This is a genomic window from Gemmiger sp. An120, from assembly GCF_002160955.1.
GTDB classification, from domain to species: Bacteria; Bacillota; Clostridia; order Oscillospirales; family Ruminococcaceae; genus Gemmiger_A; species Gemmiger_A avium.
Genome location: NZ_NFLN01000021.1, coordinates 28,326 through 44,832, shown reverse-complemented (window position 1 = coordinate 44,832; position 16,507 = coordinate 28,326). Strand labels below are relative to the sequence as shown.

Annotated in this window: 17 protein-coding genes and 1 tRNA gene; 12 read left to right on the top strand and 6 right to left on the bottom strand. The window is 64.4% G+C overall.

The annotated features are described in order from the left end of the window. The 7 genes from B5E65_RS16865 to B5E65_RS13585 form a co-directional block, all read left to right on the top strand. Nucleotides 1-157: hypothetical protein (locus tag B5E65_RS16865; RefSeq protein ID WP_158098601.1), on the top strand; the 157-nt coding region annotated here is incomplete at its 5' end. Beyond that, nucleotides 154-648 (top strand): metallophosphoesterase family protein, encoded by a 495-nt coding sequence (locus B5E65_RS13610; protein WP_087172311.1) that lies wholly within the window; start codon nucleotides 154-156, stop codon nucleotides 646-648. The genes B5E65_RS16865 and B5E65_RS13610, both read left to right, overlap by 4 nt. Continuing rightward, nucleotides 645-1,376, top strand: a complete 732-nt coding sequence (locus tag B5E65_RS13605) for a biotin--[acetyl-CoA-carboxylase] ligase (protein ID WP_087172310.1) — start codon at nucleotides 645-647, stop codon at nucleotides 1,374-1,376. The genes B5E65_RS13610 and B5E65_RS13605 overlap by 4 nt, the downstream gene beginning before the upstream one ends. Nucleotides 1,377-1,518: 142 nt before the next feature. Continuing rightward, nucleotides 1,519-1,595: transfer RNA gene (locus tag B5E65_RS13600), tRNA-Arg, on the top strand. 161 nt (nucleotides 1,596-1,756) lie between these two features. Then, nucleotides 1,757-2,824 (top strand): branched-chain amino acid aminotransferase, encoded by a 1,068-nt coding sequence (locus tag B5E65_RS13595; protein WP_087172309.1) that lies wholly within the window; start codon nucleotides 1,757-1,759, stop codon nucleotides 2,822-2,824. A gap of 27 nt (nucleotides 2,825-2,851) precedes the next feature. Then, the gene (locus tag B5E65_RS13590) at nucleotides 2,852-3,340 is read left to right on the top strand and encodes a PH domain-containing protein (protein ID WP_087172308.1); all 489 of its coding nucleotides are present in this window, start codon (nucleotides 2,852-2,854) and stop codon (nucleotides 3,338-3,340) included. Between the two features lie 155 nt (nucleotides 3,341-3,495). Next, nucleotides 3,496-4,140: a nuclease-related domain-containing protein gene (locus B5E65_RS13585; protein ID WP_087172307.1), complete on the top strand. Its 645-nt coding sequence runs from the start codon at nucleotides 3,496-3,498 to the stop codon at nucleotides 4,138-4,140. 480 nt (nucleotides 4,141-4,620) lie between these two features. Here the strand turns inward: B5E65_RS13585 and B5E65_RS13580 are convergent, their stop codons facing one another. From B5E65_RS13580 to B5E65_RS13570, 3 genes are all read right to left on the bottom strand, one after another. Continuing rightward, nucleotides 4,621-5,025, bottom strand: a complete 405-nt coding sequence (locus B5E65_RS13580) for a GNAT family N-acetyltransferase (RefSeq protein ID WP_087172306.1) — start codon at nucleotides 5,023-5,025, stop codon at nucleotides 4,621-4,623. A gap of 97 nt (nucleotides 5,026-5,122) precedes the next feature. Then, nucleotides 5,123-5,809: a tRNA1(Val) (adenine(37)-N6)-methyltransferase gene (locus B5E65_RS13575; RefSeq protein WP_087172305.1), complete on the bottom strand. Its 687-nt coding sequence runs from the start codon at nucleotides 5,807-5,809 to the stop codon at nucleotides 5,123-5,125. Next, nucleotides 5,806-6,630, bottom strand: a complete 825-nt coding sequence (locus B5E65_RS13570) for an MYG1 family protein (RefSeq protein ID WP_087172304.1) — start codon at nucleotides 6,628-6,630, stop codon at nucleotides 5,806-5,808. Before B5E65_RS13570 ends, B5E65_RS13575 begins: the two co-directional genes overlap by 4 nt. A gap of 243 nt (nucleotides 6,631-6,873) precedes the next feature. Between B5E65_RS13570 and B5E65_RS13565 the strand changes: the two genes are divergently transcribed. The 5 genes from B5E65_RS13565 to B5E65_RS13545 all read left to right on the top strand — a co-directional run bounded on the left by B5E65_RS13565 (nucleotide 6,874) and on the right by B5E65_RS13545 (nucleotide 12,763). Further along, nucleotides 6,874-9,036, top strand: coding sequence for an N-acetylmuramoyl-L-alanine amidase family protein (locus B5E65_RS13565; RefSeq protein ID WP_087172303.1), 2,163 nt, complete (start codon nucleotides 6,874-6,876; stop codon nucleotides 9,034-9,036). Nucleotides 9,037-9,695: 659 nt separating this feature from the next. Continuing rightward, nucleotides 9,696-10,358: a rhomboid family protein gene (locus B5E65_RS13560; RefSeq protein WP_087172302.1), complete on the top strand. Its 663-nt coding sequence runs from the start codon at nucleotides 9,696-9,698 to the stop codon at nucleotides 10,356-10,358. Nucleotides 10,359-10,447: 89 nt separating this feature from the next. Further along, nucleotides 10,448-10,771 (top strand): cyclic-di-AMP receptor, encoded by a 324-nt coding sequence (locus B5E65_RS13555; RefSeq protein ID WP_087172301.1) that lies wholly within the window; start codon nucleotides 10,448-10,450, stop codon nucleotides 10,769-10,771. Further along, a complete protein-coding gene (locus B5E65_RS13550; RefSeq protein ID WP_087172300.1) occupies nucleotides 10,771-11,682 on the top strand; it encodes a hypothetical protein in 912 nt (303 codons plus the stop codon). Before B5E65_RS13555 ends, B5E65_RS13550 begins: the two co-directional genes overlap by 1 nt. A gap of 235 nt (nucleotides 11,683-11,917) precedes the next feature. Further along, entirely contained in the window at nucleotides 11,918-12,763 is an 846-nt protein-coding gene (locus B5E65_RS13545) for a PSP1 domain-containing protein (RefSeq protein ID WP_087172299.1), read from the top strand. A 60-nt stretch (nucleotides 12,764-12,823) separates the two neighbouring features. Here the strand turns inward: B5E65_RS13545 and B5E65_RS13540 are convergent, their stop codons facing one another. From B5E65_RS13540 to B5E65_RS13530, 3 genes are all read right to left on the bottom strand, one after another. Continuing rightward, the gene (locus B5E65_RS13540) at nucleotides 12,824-14,086 is read right to left on the bottom strand and encodes a shikimate kinase (protein WP_087172298.1); all 1,263 of its coding nucleotides are present in this window, start codon (nucleotides 14,084-14,086) and stop codon (nucleotides 12,824-12,826) included. Between the two features lie 33 nt (nucleotides 14,087-14,119). Next, nucleotides 14,120-14,602, bottom strand: coding sequence for a GNAT family N-acetyltransferase (locus B5E65_RS13535; RefSeq protein ID WP_087172297.1), 483 nt, complete (start codon nucleotides 14,600-14,602; stop codon nucleotides 14,120-14,122). 337 nt (nucleotides 14,603-14,939) lie between these two features. Next, nucleotides 14,940-16,334: an NAD(P)/FAD-dependent oxidoreductase gene (locus tag B5E65_RS13530; RefSeq protein WP_087172296.1), complete on the bottom strand. Its 1,395-nt coding sequence runs from the start codon at nucleotides 16,332-16,334 to the stop codon at nucleotides 14,940-14,942. Nucleotides 16,335-16,507: the final 173 nt, after the last annotated feature.

Genomic DNA, 16,507 nt, shown 5'->3' with positions numbered 1-16,507 from the left:
CGCCACCCCCGAGGACGGCGCGGCGCTGGCCCGCCGCCTGATGGAGGAGGAGGGCCTCTCCCCCGCCGCCGCCGCCAAGGAGGCCGCGGGGCGCACCGGCGCCAACCGCCGGCAGATCTACAAAGCCCTGCTGGAGGGCGAGGAGGAAACCGAATGACCAAACTGATCGTCGCGTCGGACAGCCACGGCAGTTCCATGGCGCTGCAGCGGGTGCTGGATAAAGAGCAGGACGCCCGGGCGCTGTTCTTTCTGGGGGACGGCCTGCGGGACCTGGAAACCGCCTGCGCCCCCTTCCCCGGCCTGTGGGTCTACGCCGTGGCCGGCAACTGCGACATGGGCGCGCTGGAACCCAACGAAGCCGTGACCTCCTTTGACGGGGTCAACCTGCTGTATACCCACGGCCACCTGTACGGGGTCAAAAGCGGCGAGGAACGGCTCTGGTACGCCGCCCGCAGCCGGGGCGTCCAGCTGGCGCTGTTCGGCCATACCCATATCCCGTTCTGTGAAGAGTCGGAGGGGGTCACCCTGTTCAACCCGGGCAGCGTGGGCCGGCCCTGGCGGGGCCAGGCCACCTACGGCGTGATCCTGCTGGATAAAGGCAAAATCGTGGAGTGCCGGCATGAGAACGTCCCGGCACTGTGGGAATGAGCGCCCCGCTGGTATACCTGCCCCGGGTGGACAGCACCAACACCTGGGCGCGGGATCACATGAACGAACTGGCCCCTTTCGGGGCGGTGTACACCACCTGCCAGACCGCCGGCCGGGGCCGCCTGGGCCGGGCCTGGCAGGGCGTGGAGGACGGCGGCCAGCTCTGCGTGACGGTGGCCTTTGCCCCGCCGCTGGCCGACCCCTCCGGCCTGCCGCTGCTCACCGGGCTGGTGCTGGCCGCCCGGCTGGAGGCGCTGTACGGCGTGACCTGCCAGGTCAAATGGCCCAATGACATCCTGATCGACGGCAAAAAACTCAGCGGCACCCTCTGCGAGGGGGTGCCCGGCGGCTGGCTGTCCGGCACCGGGGTCAACCTGTGCCAGACCCAGAGCTATTTTGACCGGATGAACCTGCCCCACGCGGTCAGCTTGCGCACCGCCGGGGCCGCAGTGGACGAGCAGACCGACCCCGCCCGCCTGGCCCGGGATATTCTGGAAAACGGCTTTGCCCCCCTGCGGGAAGAGTTTGCCGCCCGGGGCATCGCCCCCTTTATGGAGGAGTACCGGGCCCGCTGCATCAACCTGGGCCGGCAGGTCTGGTTTGAGGGCGGCACCGGCATCGCCCGGGACATCGACGACGAGGGCCGCCTGGTGGTGGACACCCCCGACGGCCGCCGCCTGGTTTTCACCGGCGACGTGAGCGTAAAGGGCATCTACGGCCGGGTGTAAGCCACCAGGTTTCCCACAATCCGCGCCGCGGATGTGGAAAACTTCCCCGCTTCGCCTCCACTAAAAAGAAAATTGAAAATAAATCAAAAAATCGTTGACATTCGCCGGCAACTGTGCTATCATATCTCTTGCACTCGAAGATGCGCTGGTAGCTCAGTTGGATAGAGTGTCTGGCTACGAACCAGAAGGTCAGGGGTTCGAATCCCTTCCAGCGCACCAAAAATCCCGGATGCTTTTGCATCCGGGATTTTTATTTTTCCCGGGAAAAATCGCCGCCCCCCTCTTGTTCTTGCCGGCACAGTTTACTATAATAAAGAAAATGCCGGCCGCGGCCGCCAGCTGGCCCCCGCCTCCGGAGATACAGAAAGAGGGAAAGTATCATGTTGGATATCCAGATCACCCGAACCACACAGCCCAAGGCCCGTCCCCAGGACGAGACCAAGCTGGGCTTTGGTTCCATCTTTACCGATCATATGTTCCTGATGGACTATGACGCCGGGCAGGGCTGGCACGACGCCCGCATCGTGCCCTACGCGCCGCTGACCCTGGACCCCTCCGCGCTGGTGTTCCACTACGCCCAGGAGTGCTTCGAGGGCATGAAGGCCTACCGCTGCGACGACGGCCATGTGCAGCTGTTCCGCCCGGAAAAGAACGCCGAGCGTATGCAGTCCACCCATGACCGGCTGTGCATCCCCCGCATCCCGGTGGAGGATTTTGTGCAGGCGGTCAAGGCGCTGGTCAAGGTGGACGAGGCCTGGGTGCCCAGCGCCCCGGATACCAGCCTGTACATCCGCCCCTTCACCATCGCCACCGAGGCGGTGCTGGGGGTCAAGGCCAGCAGCAAGTATCTGTTTGCCATCATCTGCTCGCCCTCCGGCGCGTATTATGAGGAGGGCATGGCCCCGGTGAAAATCTATGTGGAGGACGAGTACGTCCGCGCCACCCCCGGCGGCACCGGCTACATCAAGTGCGGCGGCAACTACGCGGCCAGCATCATCGCCGGCGAAAAGGCCCACAAGCTGGGCTACAGCCAGGTGCTGTGGCTGGACGGCGTGGAGCGCAAATACGTGGAAGAAGTGGGCAGCATGAACATCTTCTTCAAGATCGACGGCGAGATCTACACCGCCGCCACCGTGGGCACCGTGCTGCCCGGCATCACCCGCATGAGCTGCATCGAGCTGCTGAAAGAGTGGGGCTACACCGTGCACGAGGGCAAGCTGCCCATCGCCGACGTGATGGCCGCCGCCAAGGACGGCCGGCTGGAAGAGGTGTTCGGCACCGGCACCGCCGCGGTGATCAGCCCGGTGGGCAGCCTGATGCTGGACGGCGACACCGAACAGGTGGCCGACGGCCAGACCGGCCCCGTCACCCAGAAACTGTACGATACCCTGACCGGCATCCAGTGGGGCCGTCTGCCCGACGAGCGCGGCTGGACCGTGCGGGTATAAACCCGGAACGACAAGGAGGTACTTCCCATGGCCAAGACCCGTCTGAAAAGCGGAGAATTTGCAATGGAGCTGGAGCAGGACCCGCCCCTGTGGACCGACCGCAAGCGCATCCTGGGCCTGCCCATCAGCTTTACCCGCTATACCCTGACCGCCCGCAAGCTGCTGCTGAACACCGGCCTGCTGAACCTGCGGGAGGAAGAGGTGCTGCTGTACCGGGTGCGGGACGTAAGTTTGAGCCAGAGCCTGCTGGACCGGCTGTTCGGGGTGGGAACCCTGTGCGTGGATTCCAGCGACCTGAGCGTGCCGCATCTGCATCTGCGCCATGTGAAGAACCCGGATAAGGTCAAGGCGGCGCTGAGCCAGTGTGTGGAAGAAGCCCGGCGCAAGAACCGCATCCGCTCCACCGAGCTGATGGGCGTGCCCGACGAGGGCGAGGACGGCCTGCCGGACGATCTGGACGGCGACGGCGTGCTGGACAACCCCGGCGACGAGGGTGCCGACGTGGCGGGCGATTAAAAACCAGACAAAACCCGCAGGGGCCATGGCCCCTGCGTGTTTTTTGTAAAGGGGCCCGGCCCGCCTTGTTTGCCGGGGCAAACCGTGCTATACTATTGTTTAACTGACAAATACCGGGCGTATCCGCGCCCGCAGGGACCGGAGGTTGACCCCGTATGAACGAACAGATGATCTACACGATTGTGGTGGTGGCCGCGATGGCGCTGGCCGCCGCGCTGGTGGTGTATTTTACCACCCGCGGCAATTCCGGCGGTGAAAAGGTGGCCAAGGGCGGCGTGGGCGCCGACGAGAAGAACGGCGCGTCCGATGTGGTGGCCCGGGTGCGCCGGTACGCCCGTCTGAATGATTTTCAGGTAGTGGTGCCCGCCCGCTGGGCCAAGGACGGCAAGCTGGCCGAGTTTGACTGCGTACTGGTGGGCTATTTCGGCGTGCTGGGGATTCGCTGCATGGGCTACAGCGGCCGGATCTTCGGCGGCGAGAAAGAGGCCGCCTGGGTGCAGACCAAGGGCGACAAGCGGTACGAGTTTGAAAACCCGCTGGACCGCAACGCCCGGGACGCCCGTATCCTGCGGGAGGTGCTGATAGGCGGCGGCCTGCGCAATACCCCGGTGGAAACGGTGCTGGTCTGCACCGGCGGCAAGAACCAGGAGCTGGCCCTGCCCCGCAGCACCCCGTTCTATACCCCCAAGGCCCTGGGCCGGTACCTGAACACCAGCCATTTTGACCAGGACAAGAAGGTGGACGTGGAAAAGACCGCCGAGCTGCTGCGTCAGGCCGTGGTGCAGGTGGAACAGCGCTGAACAAAAACAAAACTGCCCGGGCCGGAAATCCGGCCCGGGTATCCTTTTGCAGCGGGGTAAAACCCGTGCATCTTTGAGAAAATGCACAATTTACAATTTGTTCACAGCCCTGCTATATTTTACACGCATCTTATGGATATACTAAAATCACAGGAACGGCGGAGCCGCAACCGCCACCCTGTACATGATTCCTCCTCACACCAAAGCGATACCCCAAGAAAGCACCCTGTGAACCGCAAGCGCAGGGTGCTTTTCCTTTTGTATTGCCAATCTGGGGGGACAACGGGGGCTGCGGGCGCAGCAACGATGCGCCCGCTCGGCTGCGCCGACCGCCCTGCCGGTCCAAGGCCACACCGTGGCCTTGGCCGCTTCGCGGACCCGGGCCCCCATACCCCCATTTGACGGGCCGGAATACTCCGGCCCTGGAGATATTTTATAAAGAAGGCCCACGCAAACTTTTTGAGTTTGCGCGGGCCTTAGTCAGAATATTTTCAAAAAAGAAAGGCAGCCGATATCCGGGGCCGGGGTGAAACCGGCGGATGTATAGAAGCGGACCGTCTTTTCAGTGTTGTCGGTCATCAGGATTTTTTGGTAGACGTGTCGGTAGTCTTCCAGAACCCGCCGCAGCAGCGCGGCGCCGATGCCTTTCCGCTGATAGTCCGGCAGCACCAGGATATCCTGGATATACACGATCGAATACCCGTCCCCCACCACGCGGACAAGCCCTACCAGCATTTCGTCCTCATAGGCGGCCAGCACCTTTAAGGAATGGCGGAACGCATTTTCCAGCATCGCGGGCCGGGCGGTGTAGTTTGTCCATCCCACCTGCTCATACAGCGGCAGAATCTCCTCTTCCCTGTAACCCCGGTATTCCCTGATAACCACCGGCCTGACCTCCCTGCGTATTTTATCCCCTGGGGTCGGAGTATTCCGGCCCCGTTTTTTTGGGGGGGCTGGGGGGATATATTATATTCCCCCAGATTCAGCTATCCCTGCCATACCGCGCGCCCGCCTGCAAACACAGGTCGGGTTCCACCCGCAGGCCGGGGCGGCGGTTTTTCTGGGCTTCGCACAAAAACAGCCAGGGCGCGCGGTCCGGCTCCTTCTTCACAAACCGCAGCCGTTTCGGTTCCAGCCGGGCCGCCGCCAGCGCCGCGAATGCCTGGGCCAGCCGGTCCGGCGGCAGGCAGAACGCAAATTTTCCCCCGTCCCGCAGCAGCCGCCCGGCGCAGTCCGCCACGTCGGTGAAGGCCGCCGTCTCCTCGTGCCGGGCCGCCGCCCGCTGTGGGTCCGGGCTGGGCCGCCCCGCCGTGAAATAGGGCGGGTTGCAGGCCACCAGATCAAAGGCCGGGGCCTGCCCGGCGCCAAACTGCCGCAGATCCCCCAGCACTGCCCGGATATGCGCCGCCGCTTCGGGCTGCTCGGCCAGCGCCTGTGCCAGCAATCCGTGGGCCGTGCCGTTCAGTTCCACCGCCGCGCAGGGCCCCCGGTGCCCGGCGTCGTGCCAGGCCAGCGCAATGATGCCGCACCCGCTTCCCAGATCCGCCGCCCGCTCGGCCCGCCGCGGCACGCAGAACCGGGCCAGCAGCAGCCCGTCGGTGCCGATCCGGTGGGGCGGCGCGGTGCATACCACCGTGCCGTTGTCCAGGATTTCCCGCCCGGGGTTCATCGCTTGGCCGCCCGCAGCGCCCGGCGGCAGGCCTCGATCACATCCGCCTTTTCCGCGCCGGTCACCATAAACCGGCTGGCATGGCAGAACCGCAGCCCCGGGATCCCGCTGCGCTGGGCCAGGCCTTCCCCGTTCTGCCCCGCCCAGGCCGCCGGGAACGGGATCTTGCTCTTTTTGGTGCGCCGGTCGGTCACCGCCTGGGCCGCCCATCCGCCCCGCTGGCTGGGATATACCACAAACAGCGCGTCGGTGCGGTACAGCGCGTTCTTCCAGGGCGCGTAGCAGGGCAGGATCACAATGCCGTCCTGCATCCGGTCGTAGGCATCCCGTACCAGATCGTCCGCCCGGTTCACCGCCTGGGCTTCCCCGATCCGCTTTTCCAGAATATTCTGCGCCACGGCCACCGCTTCCCAGAAGGGTTCGTCGCCCCGGTCCGGCTCGTCCCAGCGGGGATTGAACGCCCCGATGGCATCGGCCAGACTGTCCTTTTCGCCGGTGTTGTCGTTCAGATCCAGCGGCTGGATGAAATTCTCGTCCATCAGCCGGGCCTGGTTCGCCCCCACCAGCTGTGTACCCAGCAGCTGCCACAGCAGCCCGAACGCCGCGTAGGGCACCCCGTTGGGCCGGATGGGCCGGGGCTCGAAATGATGGTCAAACATCCCGCCGCCGATGTCGTATACAATGCCGTCGAAATTCTCCGGAACTTCAAAACCCCGGGTGATCTGGATATCCGGGCGCACGATCCGCAGCAGCGCGGTGGAAAAAACATCGTCGGCGTGGAATTTGCCGGCGTGGGTAAAGCCTTGGGCGGGGATCTTCATGGGTCTGCCTCCTGTGGTAAACAAAATCATATACTTTATTATTATAGCATGAGCGCCAGCGAATGGTATAATTCGCCATCTTTTTCGGTTGCCCCGCAAGGGGCGAGAAAAAGGGCAATTTAGATAATGGGCCGCTTGCGGTCCATTATAGCATACAAACGCCCGGTGGAGAAATGTTCCGGTGTCCCCCGGCGTAGATTTATGTTATACTGAACGTAAGATTTCCCAAGGAGGACCCGTTTCATGAAAACCCGAACCCGCCGCTCGGCGCTGCCCGCCGCGCTGGCCTGCTTTCTTTGCCTGGCGGCTCTGGCCGCCCTGCTGATCCTGGGCGTCAGCCTGCTGCGGCCCTCGTCCCGCAACGCCCTGACCCTGACCCGCCCCACCGCCTTGGTGCTGGACGACGCCTGGGCCGACAGCCTGAACAGCCTGTCCGACGCGGCCGCCGTGCGGCAGGCGGTCACCGACGCGCTGGACACCGCGTCCGCCGCCGGGGCCGATACGGTGTTGTTCAGCGGCCTGTCCGGGCAGGGGGCGCTGTTTGACACCAAGGAACTGACCGCCGCCCCCGCCGCCGCCATGCCGGACGGCTTTTTCCGCAAACTGGACCCGGTGGCCGAGCTGATCAAGCAGGCCGCCGAGCGGGGCATGGGCGCGGGCCTGCTGGCGGTGGACGATACCGGCGCGGCGCTGGCCCCCGGCAGCGAGCTGCCCGCCTGGGCCGCCGACCTGGCCGGGACCTACGACCTGCTGGTCTATTACCTGACCCCCGCCGACCCGGAAACCCCCGGCGCGGTGGACGTGTACACCGCGGAGGGCGGCACTCCCCTGCTGCGCCGGGACGACAGCCCGTCGGTGCTGGCGGCGGCCCGCCGGCAGCAGACCGGCGCGGGGCTGGTGCTGGGCAGCTGGGGCCAGCTGCCGGAGGAAAAAGGCCGCATGGCGGTGACCCTGGCGTTTTGCGCCGGGGATGACGAATCCGGCAATGTGACCCTGCTGAGCAGCGGCGTGTCCGGCGAGCTGGCGTTCAGCTATCCCGACCCGGACGCGGTGGTCTACACCGATACGGTGTTCCTGATGGGCACCAGCGACCCGGCCGAGACCCTGACCGTCAACGGCCAGGAGGTCACCCGCTACGGTACCGAGGGCGTCTGGGGCCTGCTGGTGGAGCCGGAGCTGGGCGAGAATACATACACCGCCAGCCAGGGCGGCCAGGAGGTCTCCCTGACCATCACCCGGCGCAAATCCAGCTGGACCAGCGCCAAGCCCACCTCCGACGGCAGCCGTGCCGCCGAGGAGGGCGAATATGTGCGGATCACCGAAACGCTGGCCAGCGTGCTGTCGGACAAGGCGGTGAACGGCAGTATCCAGACCACGGCCTATGCGGGCGGTATGGCCCGGGTGGCGGACAGCGTGCGGTTTGTGCGCAGCAACAAGTATACCTATGCCTATCAGCTGGATACCGGGGATTACGTGCTGGCCAAGGACTGCGAGCTGGTGGAGGACGCGGACGCCGCGGCCTTTACCGGCCTGACCGCCGCCCAGGAGGATGGCGGCGACGTGGTGCTGACCCTGCCGGGCAGCGGGTCGCCGATCTGGTACGCGGAGCAGACCGAGACCGGCCTGACCCTGCGGTTTTTGTCCGCGTCGCTGGAGGGCGATGTGGCCGGCAGCTGCGGGTTTGCGAAAGCGGTGTCGGTATCGGATTGGGACGAGGGGCAGGGATTTGCCCTGACGGTGGAATTTGACGCCGCCGAACCGCTGTGGGGCTATACGGTGGACTATACCGCCGACGGCATGCGGGTGTATCTGCAGCACGCCCCCGCCCGGGAAACCGACGACGCGCCGCTGGCGGGCGTGAAGGTATTGCTGGACCCGGGCCATGGCGGCGATGATAACGGCGCCATGGGCGCGGCGGGCATGAGCGCGCCGCTGGAAAAGGATCTGAACCTGGCGCTGGCCCAGACCGCCGCCGCCCGGCTGGAGCAGCTGGGGGCCACGGTGACCTTTACCCGGCAGGACGACACCGCCCTGAGCCTGGGCGAGCGGGTGGAGATCCTGCGGCAGGAAAAGCCGGATTTCTTCATAGCGGTGCACCACAACAGCGCCGCGCTGACCAGCGATCTGAACCAGACCGGCGGGACCGAGGCCTATTATTTCTTTGATTCGGGCGCCACGCTGGCGGAAAACCTGACCGCTTATATGACCGGGGTCACCGGCCGGGCGCTGCGCGGCAGTTTCCAGGATTATTATTATGTGACCCGCAGCGCGGTCTGCCCGGCGGTATTGCTGGAAACCGGGTTCATGACCGTGCCCGCCGAGTACGAAACCTGCGCCGACGAAACGACCCTCTGGGCCGAAGGCGGCGCCATCGCCCAGGCCGTCCTGGCCAGCATGCCGGGGTAAAAGCTAATCTGGGGGGACAACGTCCCCCCAGACCCCGGAAATCATGGCCAAAACAATTTGGCCATGGGAAAATATATAATAGGAGGCCCGCACAGAACCATTATGGTTTTGCGCGGGCCTTGTTCTATATCATTCCCTGGGGCCGGAGTATTCCGGCCCGATCTCCGGGGGGTATGGGGGCCCGGGTACGCGAAGCGGCCGGGTCTCCGGTGGAGACCCGGACCGGCAGGGCGGTCGGCGCAGCCGGGCGGGCGCATTCTTGTTGCGCCCGCAGCCCTTGGTTCTATCCCCCCATATCAGCAAATTCCCCGTCACACTTTATTCACAAAAAGGATGCAAATTTCCATGTCCGGGTTTTCCACAGCGTTTTCAACAGACTGTTGAAAATTATGCCGATTTTTCCACGATTACAGGTTGTATATTCCCCAAACCCCGGATTTCGGTGGAAAACTCTGTGGAAAGTGTTGAGAACCCTATATTTTGGGGTGGGTTTTTCCACACGAGATTCCACGAAAACTGCCGGTCGATAACTTTTTGTTGAATGCGGCTGGGGAAAATGGTACAATATCCCCATGCCAGCGCGCCGATTGCGGCCAAAACGCGCGGGCAACAATTTTACAAAACACCGATTGTGAACAAGAAAGAGAGGCCTCTGGCATATGCAATCCTGGCTGCAGAAACTCGAATACAAATACGGCCGCCGCGGCGGTATTCCCAACCTGATGATAATCCTGATCGCGGGGCAGCTTCTGATGTACGTCGCCTACAATCTGGGCATGTACAACCTGCTGGGCATGATCAGCCTGACCCGCAGCGGCGTGCTGCACGGGCAGGTATGGCGCCTGATCACCTTTGTGTTCATGCCGTCCAGCGGTTCCAACCCGTTGTTCTTCCTTTTATATCTGTACTGTGAATACTGGATCGGCATGGCGCTGGAACGCGCCTGGGGCAATTTCCGGTTCACCGTCTATGTGGCGGCGGGCATCGTGGGCGCCTGGCTGGCCTGCCTGCTCACCGGCTGGTCCGATAACCTGGGCATCTACTATTCCCTGTTCTTTGCCTTTGCCTGCCTGTATCCGGAGCAGCAGCTGCTGCTGTTCTTCGTCATCCCCATCAAGGTCAAGTGGATCGGGCTGTTCTCGGGCGCTTTGTACCTGCTGCAGATCCTCACCATGCCCGGCCTGCTGAACAAACTCAGCCTGGTGCTGGCGCTCAGCGGTTTTCTGCTGTTCTTCGGCCAGGACCTGTGGCACGACGGCATCAACAGCTACCGCAACTATAAACGCCGCCGGGATTGGCAAAACCAGTGGAAGAATCGCTGACAGTGTGATACAATAGAAAAAAGCGCGGGGCAGTGCCCTGCGTGTTTATCCACCGCCCGCAAGCGGGCGGTACAGGGAGGTTTGCCGTTATGAAAATGATCACCGCTATCGTCAACAAAGAGGATTCCCGCGCCGTGTGTACCGAGCTTATCAAGGCCGGGTTCAGCGTTACCCGTCTGTCCACCACCGGCGGATTCCTGATGGCCGGCAACATGACCCTGCTCATCGGTACCGATGACGAAAAGGTTGACAACTGCATCGCCGTGATCGCCCGCTGCTGCAAGCAGCGCACCGAGGTGGTTCCCAGCACCGCCAGCTATGGCCTGGGCGTGGCCACCGCCTACCCGCTGGAGGTCACCGTGGGCGGCGCTACCGTCTTTGTCACCAACGTGGAGCGGTTTGAAAAGCTGTGATGCTGGCCCGTCTGGCCGGCAATGAGCTCACCCGCCAGGCCCTGACCGAGGCGCTCAGCGCCGGCCGGCTGGGCCACAGCGTGCTGCTGTGCGGCGAGGCGGGCTGCGGCGCCGGGTTTGCCGCCCGGTGCCTGGCGGCCGATTACCTGTATCCGGCGGGCGGCCCCGCCGCCGAAGCGGTACTGCGGGGCGAAAGCCCGGAATGCGCCGCGCTGCGGGGCTCCGGCAGCGGCGGCATCATCAAGGTGGAGCAGATCCGCGCCGCCCGCGCCGCGCTGTACGAGACCAGTCTGTCCGCCGCCGGGCGTGTGCAGATCGTCTACGGCGCCCATAAAATGAACCCGGCCAGCGCCAACGCGCTGCTGAAGATCCTGGAGGAACCCCCGCCCGGGGTGCTGTTTATCCTGACGGCACCCGGGGCGGGTTCCGTGCTGCCCACAATCCGCAGCCGGTGCCGTCTGTACACGGTGGCTCCTCTGCCCCAGGCGGACTGCGCCGCCCTGCTACGGGCGGAATACCCCGCCTGTGACGAGCCCCATGCCCAGGATCTGGCCCGGGCGTTCGGCGGCCGGGCGGGCGCGGCGCTGGCGCTGCTGCAAAGCCCCGACGGGGACGCCCTGCTGCGGGAAGCCCGGGAACTGGCGGCGGCCGCCGCGGCCCGGGACCGGTATGCCTGCATGCGGGTGCTGGCGGGCGTGGAAAGGGACAAATCCCGGGCCACCCGGCTGATCGAGCTGCTGCGCAGTTTGTGCGGCGCCTGGATGCGCTCCCCCGCCCCGGAAGATCCCCTGCCCCCCGCCCGGGCGGCCCACGCGGCCCGGCAGGCAGGCCGCGCCCTCACCGCGCTGGAATCCAACGCCAACCCCCGCCTGACCCTAACCGCCCTGGCCCTGCGCCTATGTCGTGTATAATTTTTGTCAATTATACGAAATGTATTACACGTGCGGCCTTTTGCGTATGCAAAAAGGTTAAATGTGATTTCCCCCGAGGGCCAATGTATTGGCCCGACAAAGGGGGGCATGGGGGTCTTTGACCCCCATATTGGCTATATAATAGCATTCCAACCTTATCAAACCCCAGCCCAACCCACTGCCGCGCGGGCCGGGACGTGACACCCAATGCTTGCGGCAGAGAAAAAGGAATGGTATGAAGAAAATCGTATCGGTGCGGTTCAAACCGGCCGGAAAAGCCTACTATTTTGACCCGGTAGACCTGGACTGCCAGCCGGGCGACTACGTGATCGTGGAAACGGCCCGCGGCGCGGAATGCGGCGAAGTGGTGCCGGGCCCGGCGGAACTGCCGGACAGCCAGATCCCCCGGGAACTGAAAAAGGTTCTGCGCGCGGCGGACAGCCTGGACGTGCGGGCCATGAAACAGAACCGGGCCGATGAAAAGAAAGCCTTTACCATCTGCCAGGAGCGCATTGCCAAGCACGGCCTGGAAATGAAGCTGGTGGACGCGGAATACAACCTGGACCGCAGCAAGATCCTGTTCTACTTCACCGCCGACGGGCGTGTGGATTTCCGGGACCTGGTCAAGGACCTGGCGGGTGTGTTCCATACCCGGATCGAGCTGCGCCAGATCGGCGTGCGGGACGAGAGCAAGATGCTGGGCGGTATCGGCATCTGCGGCCAGCCCTTCTGCTGCAGCCGTTTCCTGCGGGACTTCCAGCCGGTCAGCATCAAGATGGCCAAGGAACAGGGCCTGAGCCTGAACCCCACCAAGATCAGCGGCAGTTGCGGCCGGCTCATGTGCTGCCTGGCCTATGAGCAGAAAAGCTACGAGTACCTGAACAGCATCACCCCCATGAACGGCAGCATCGTCCGCACCCCGGACGGCGAGGGCGTGGTGCTGGAAGCCAACCCGGTTTCCGGTATGCTCAAGGTCCGGGCCGAGGGCAGCAGCCTGGCCCCCAAATGGTACAAGCGCAGCGAGTGCACCTACCTGCGGGGCGGTAAACGCGCTCCCAAGGTGGCCGATCCCAAGGAATAAGAAAAAGCAAGGCCCGCGCAGGGACGGTATCCGTCCCCGCGCGGGCCTTGTTCTGTTTTGTTATAACACCCCGGCATCCAGTGCCTGGCGGAATGCCGCCAGCACGTCCCGGCGGGCCAGGCTGGGCGGGCCGCCGGTGTTGAACACCACCCGGTGCGCCGCCGCCTCGTAGAGGGGCGCGCGGGCGGCGAGCATCTTTTCCAGTGCCTCCCGGCTGGAACTCAGGGGCCGGTTGCCCCCCACCGCCAGCTGATCCAGCGACCGCTGCATGTACACGATCACGCCGTTCTGGCGCAAAGCCCGCACATTTTCCCCCCGCAGCACCGCGCCGCCGCCGGTGGCGATCACCAGCCCGGTGCGGGCGCCCAGGATTTCAGCCACCCGGGTTTCCCGGTCCCGGAAGCCCTGCTCCCCTTCCCAGGAAAAGATATCCGGAATGGACATCCCGGCGGCTTTTTCAATCTCCGCGTCCATGTCCACAAAATCCCGGCCCAGCGCCTGCGCCGCCAGACGGCCGATGCGGGTCTTGCCGCAGCCGGGCATCCCCACCAGCACCAGGTTGGCCAGACGGCCCAGCAGGGTGCGGTGTACCCGGTCGATCTCCTCGTCCGGGATGGAGCGGCCGGTGAAATGCTCCGAGGCGTATTTCGCCTGCCCCACCAGCATGGCCAGACCGTTCACCGCGGGCAGACCCCGCTGCTTGGCCTGCCAGAGCAGCCGGGTTTCCAGTGGGTTGTATACCGCGTCAAACACCGATTCCAGCGCGGGCCAGACCGACAGATCCACCAGGCATTCCCCGTTGTGGGGCCACATCCCGGCGGGGCTGGCGTTCAGCACCACCTGCACGTCGGCGCGGCGGGCAGCTTCCCCGTAGGTCAGTACCCCGTCGCCGCCGCTGCGCCCGGCCACCAGGATCTCCCGCGCGCCCTCGTCCCGGGCGATGGCGGAAAAGGTGCGGCGGGTGCCGCCGGTGCCCAGAATCAGCACCACCCGGTCCGCCAGCTCTACCCCGCCCCGGCGCATGGCGCGGCGGGCCCCGGCGTAGTCGGTGTTGTAGCCGGAGAGCACGCCGTTCCGGTTCACGATGGTGTTCACCGCGCCGATGGCTTTCGCCGCCGGGTCCAGGTAGGCGCAGGCCGGCATCACCGCCTGCTTGTAGGGGATGGTCACGTTGATGGCCTTGAACTCCCGCTTGCGCAGAAACTCCGCCAGCGCGGTTTCGTCGGGAAGTTCCCGCAGCTGGTAGCGGTAGCCGCCCAGCTCCTCATGGATGGGGGCGGAAAAGCTGTGGCCCAGTTTTTTGCCGATCAGTCCGTAGTCCATGGCGTCCTCCTTGGCGGTAGGGTGGGAAAAGGGTCAGAATTCCAGCAGCATGTCGTACCAGACCGCGCCGCCGTGCTGGGACGCGGACAGGCCCAGAAGCCGGTATCCGAACTTTTCATAGTAGTGGATCAGCGCCTGCTTGCAGGTGAGCGCCGCGCCCCGGCGGCCCTCGGCGCGGGCGGCGTCCAGCAGCGCATTCATCAGCGCGGCGGCCACGCCGCGGCGGCGGTAGTCGGGCAGGGTGTTCAGGCCGTACACCGCCTGCCAGGCGCCCAGCGGCCGGTGCAGCGACGGGTCTTCAAACATCGCGTCGGTCAGGGTGGGGCGGTCGATCACCGCCCCGTCGATGAAGCCGATCACGTTGCCGTCTTCTTCGGCTACAAAGAATTTGTCCGGGAACACCGCCAGCCGGGCGGCGATCTGCGGTTCGGTGGCCGCCTCCGCGGCCGGGAAACAGGCCGCTTCCACGGCGGCCAGCGCCGCTGCGTCAGCGGCAGTTGCGTTGCGAATGGTCATGATTGTCCTCTCTTCTCCCGCGGGGCTCATCTCCCGCACAGACCAAAGGCCCGGCGCCCCGCCTTGTTCGTTTGTTCAAACACGCATCAGTATAACACGTTTTGGGCAGCGGTGCAAACGGGAGATAGGCTAATCTGGGGGGACAACGTCCCCCCAGACCCCGGAAATCGGGCCGGAATACTCCGGCCCTGGGGAAAAGAAAACAGATAAGGCCCGCGCAGACAAAAAATGTCCGCGCGGGCCTTATCTTGTATAAATTTCCCCTATGGCCGAAGATATTCGGCCATGTGTTCCGGGGGGTATGGGGGGATAGGTTCTATCCCCCCATATTTGCCAATTACCGCACGCCCATGATCTTGCGGGCCATGAGCACGCCCATGACGCTGGCCATCATCAGGCCGCGGGTCCAGCCGGAGGAATCGCCCAGGCAGTACAGGTTCCGGATGCTGGTACGCAGTTCCTCGTCCATGTTCACCCGGTTGGAATAGAACTTCAGTTCCGGGCTGTACAGCAGGGTCTCGGTGCTGGCAAAACCCGGCACCACCTGATCCACCATCTGGATAAACCCGATGATGTTGGTCATGGCCCGGTAGGGCATGGCGGCGGTGATGTCACCGGCCACCGCGTCCTTCAGGGTGGGCCGCAGGTTGCTGAACGCCAGCTCCTTCTGCCAGGTGCGCTTGCCGTCCAGAATATCGCCGAACCGCTGCACCAGGATATGCCCCGCGCCCAGCATGTTGGTCACCTCGCCGATCTTCTGGGCGTAGGCGATGGGCTGGTTGAACGGCTCGGTGAAGTTGTGGCTGCACAGAATCGCCACGTTGGTGTTGTCGCTCTTCTTCTCCTTGTAGCTGTGGCCATTCACCACCGCCAGGTCGTTGTCGTAGTTTTCCTGGCTCACAAACCCGCCGGGATTCTGGCAGAAGGTGCGCACCTTGTTCTTGAACGGCCGCGGATACCCGATCAGCTTGCTCTCATACAGCACCTTGTTCACCGTCTCCATCACCTCGTTGCGGCACTCCACCCGCACGCCGATATCCACGGTGCCGGGCTTGTGGTCGATGTGATGCTCCGCGCACAGGGCCTCCAGCCAGTCCGCGCCGCGGCGGCCGGTGGCCACCACCACCGTCTTGCCGCTGATCTCGGTCTCCTTGCCGCCCTCGGCCACGATCACGCCGGTGCAGGCGTCATCCTTCAGCACCAGGTTGCGGCACTCCACGCCGAACCGGATCTCCACCCCGTGCTCCAGCAGATACTGCTGCAGATCGTAGTACAGCTGCTGGGCCTTCTCGGTGCCCAGATGCCGCACCGGGCAGTCCACCAGCTTCAGGCCCGCCTGAATCGCCCGCTTGCGGATGGCCTTGATCTCGTCAGTGTGCTCCACACCCTCGATATGCTCGTCCGCGCCGAACTCCAGATAAATGCCGTCGGTATAGTCGATCAGCTCCTGGGCGTAAAACTCCCCGATCAGGCTGGGCAGATCCCCGCCCACCTCATGATTCAGGCTCAGCTTGCCGTCCGAAAACGCGCCCGCGCCCGAAAATCCGGTGGTGATATGGCAGTAGGGCTTGCAGTTCATGCAGCGGCCGGTCTCCGCCTTGGGGCAGTGGCGCTTCTCCACCGGCCGCCCCTTTTCCAGCAGCAGGATCTTGTGACGGCTGCCCTTGCGCAGCAGTTCCAGCGCGGTAAAGATGCCGGCCGGGCCGGCGCCAACGATCACAACGTCATACATGGTGTGCATCCTCCTGCAAATTGCTTTCTTATTTGTACGCAGCAAAAAACCAGCTGCCGCCTAGAGCAACGCCCGAAACCGGACGGCGGCCCGGCGGCGGGCAGCTGGTTACAAAGCCATAGGAGTTTATAGCATACGGGGGCCTGAAAGTCAAGTCTTTTTGTGCAGAAAGG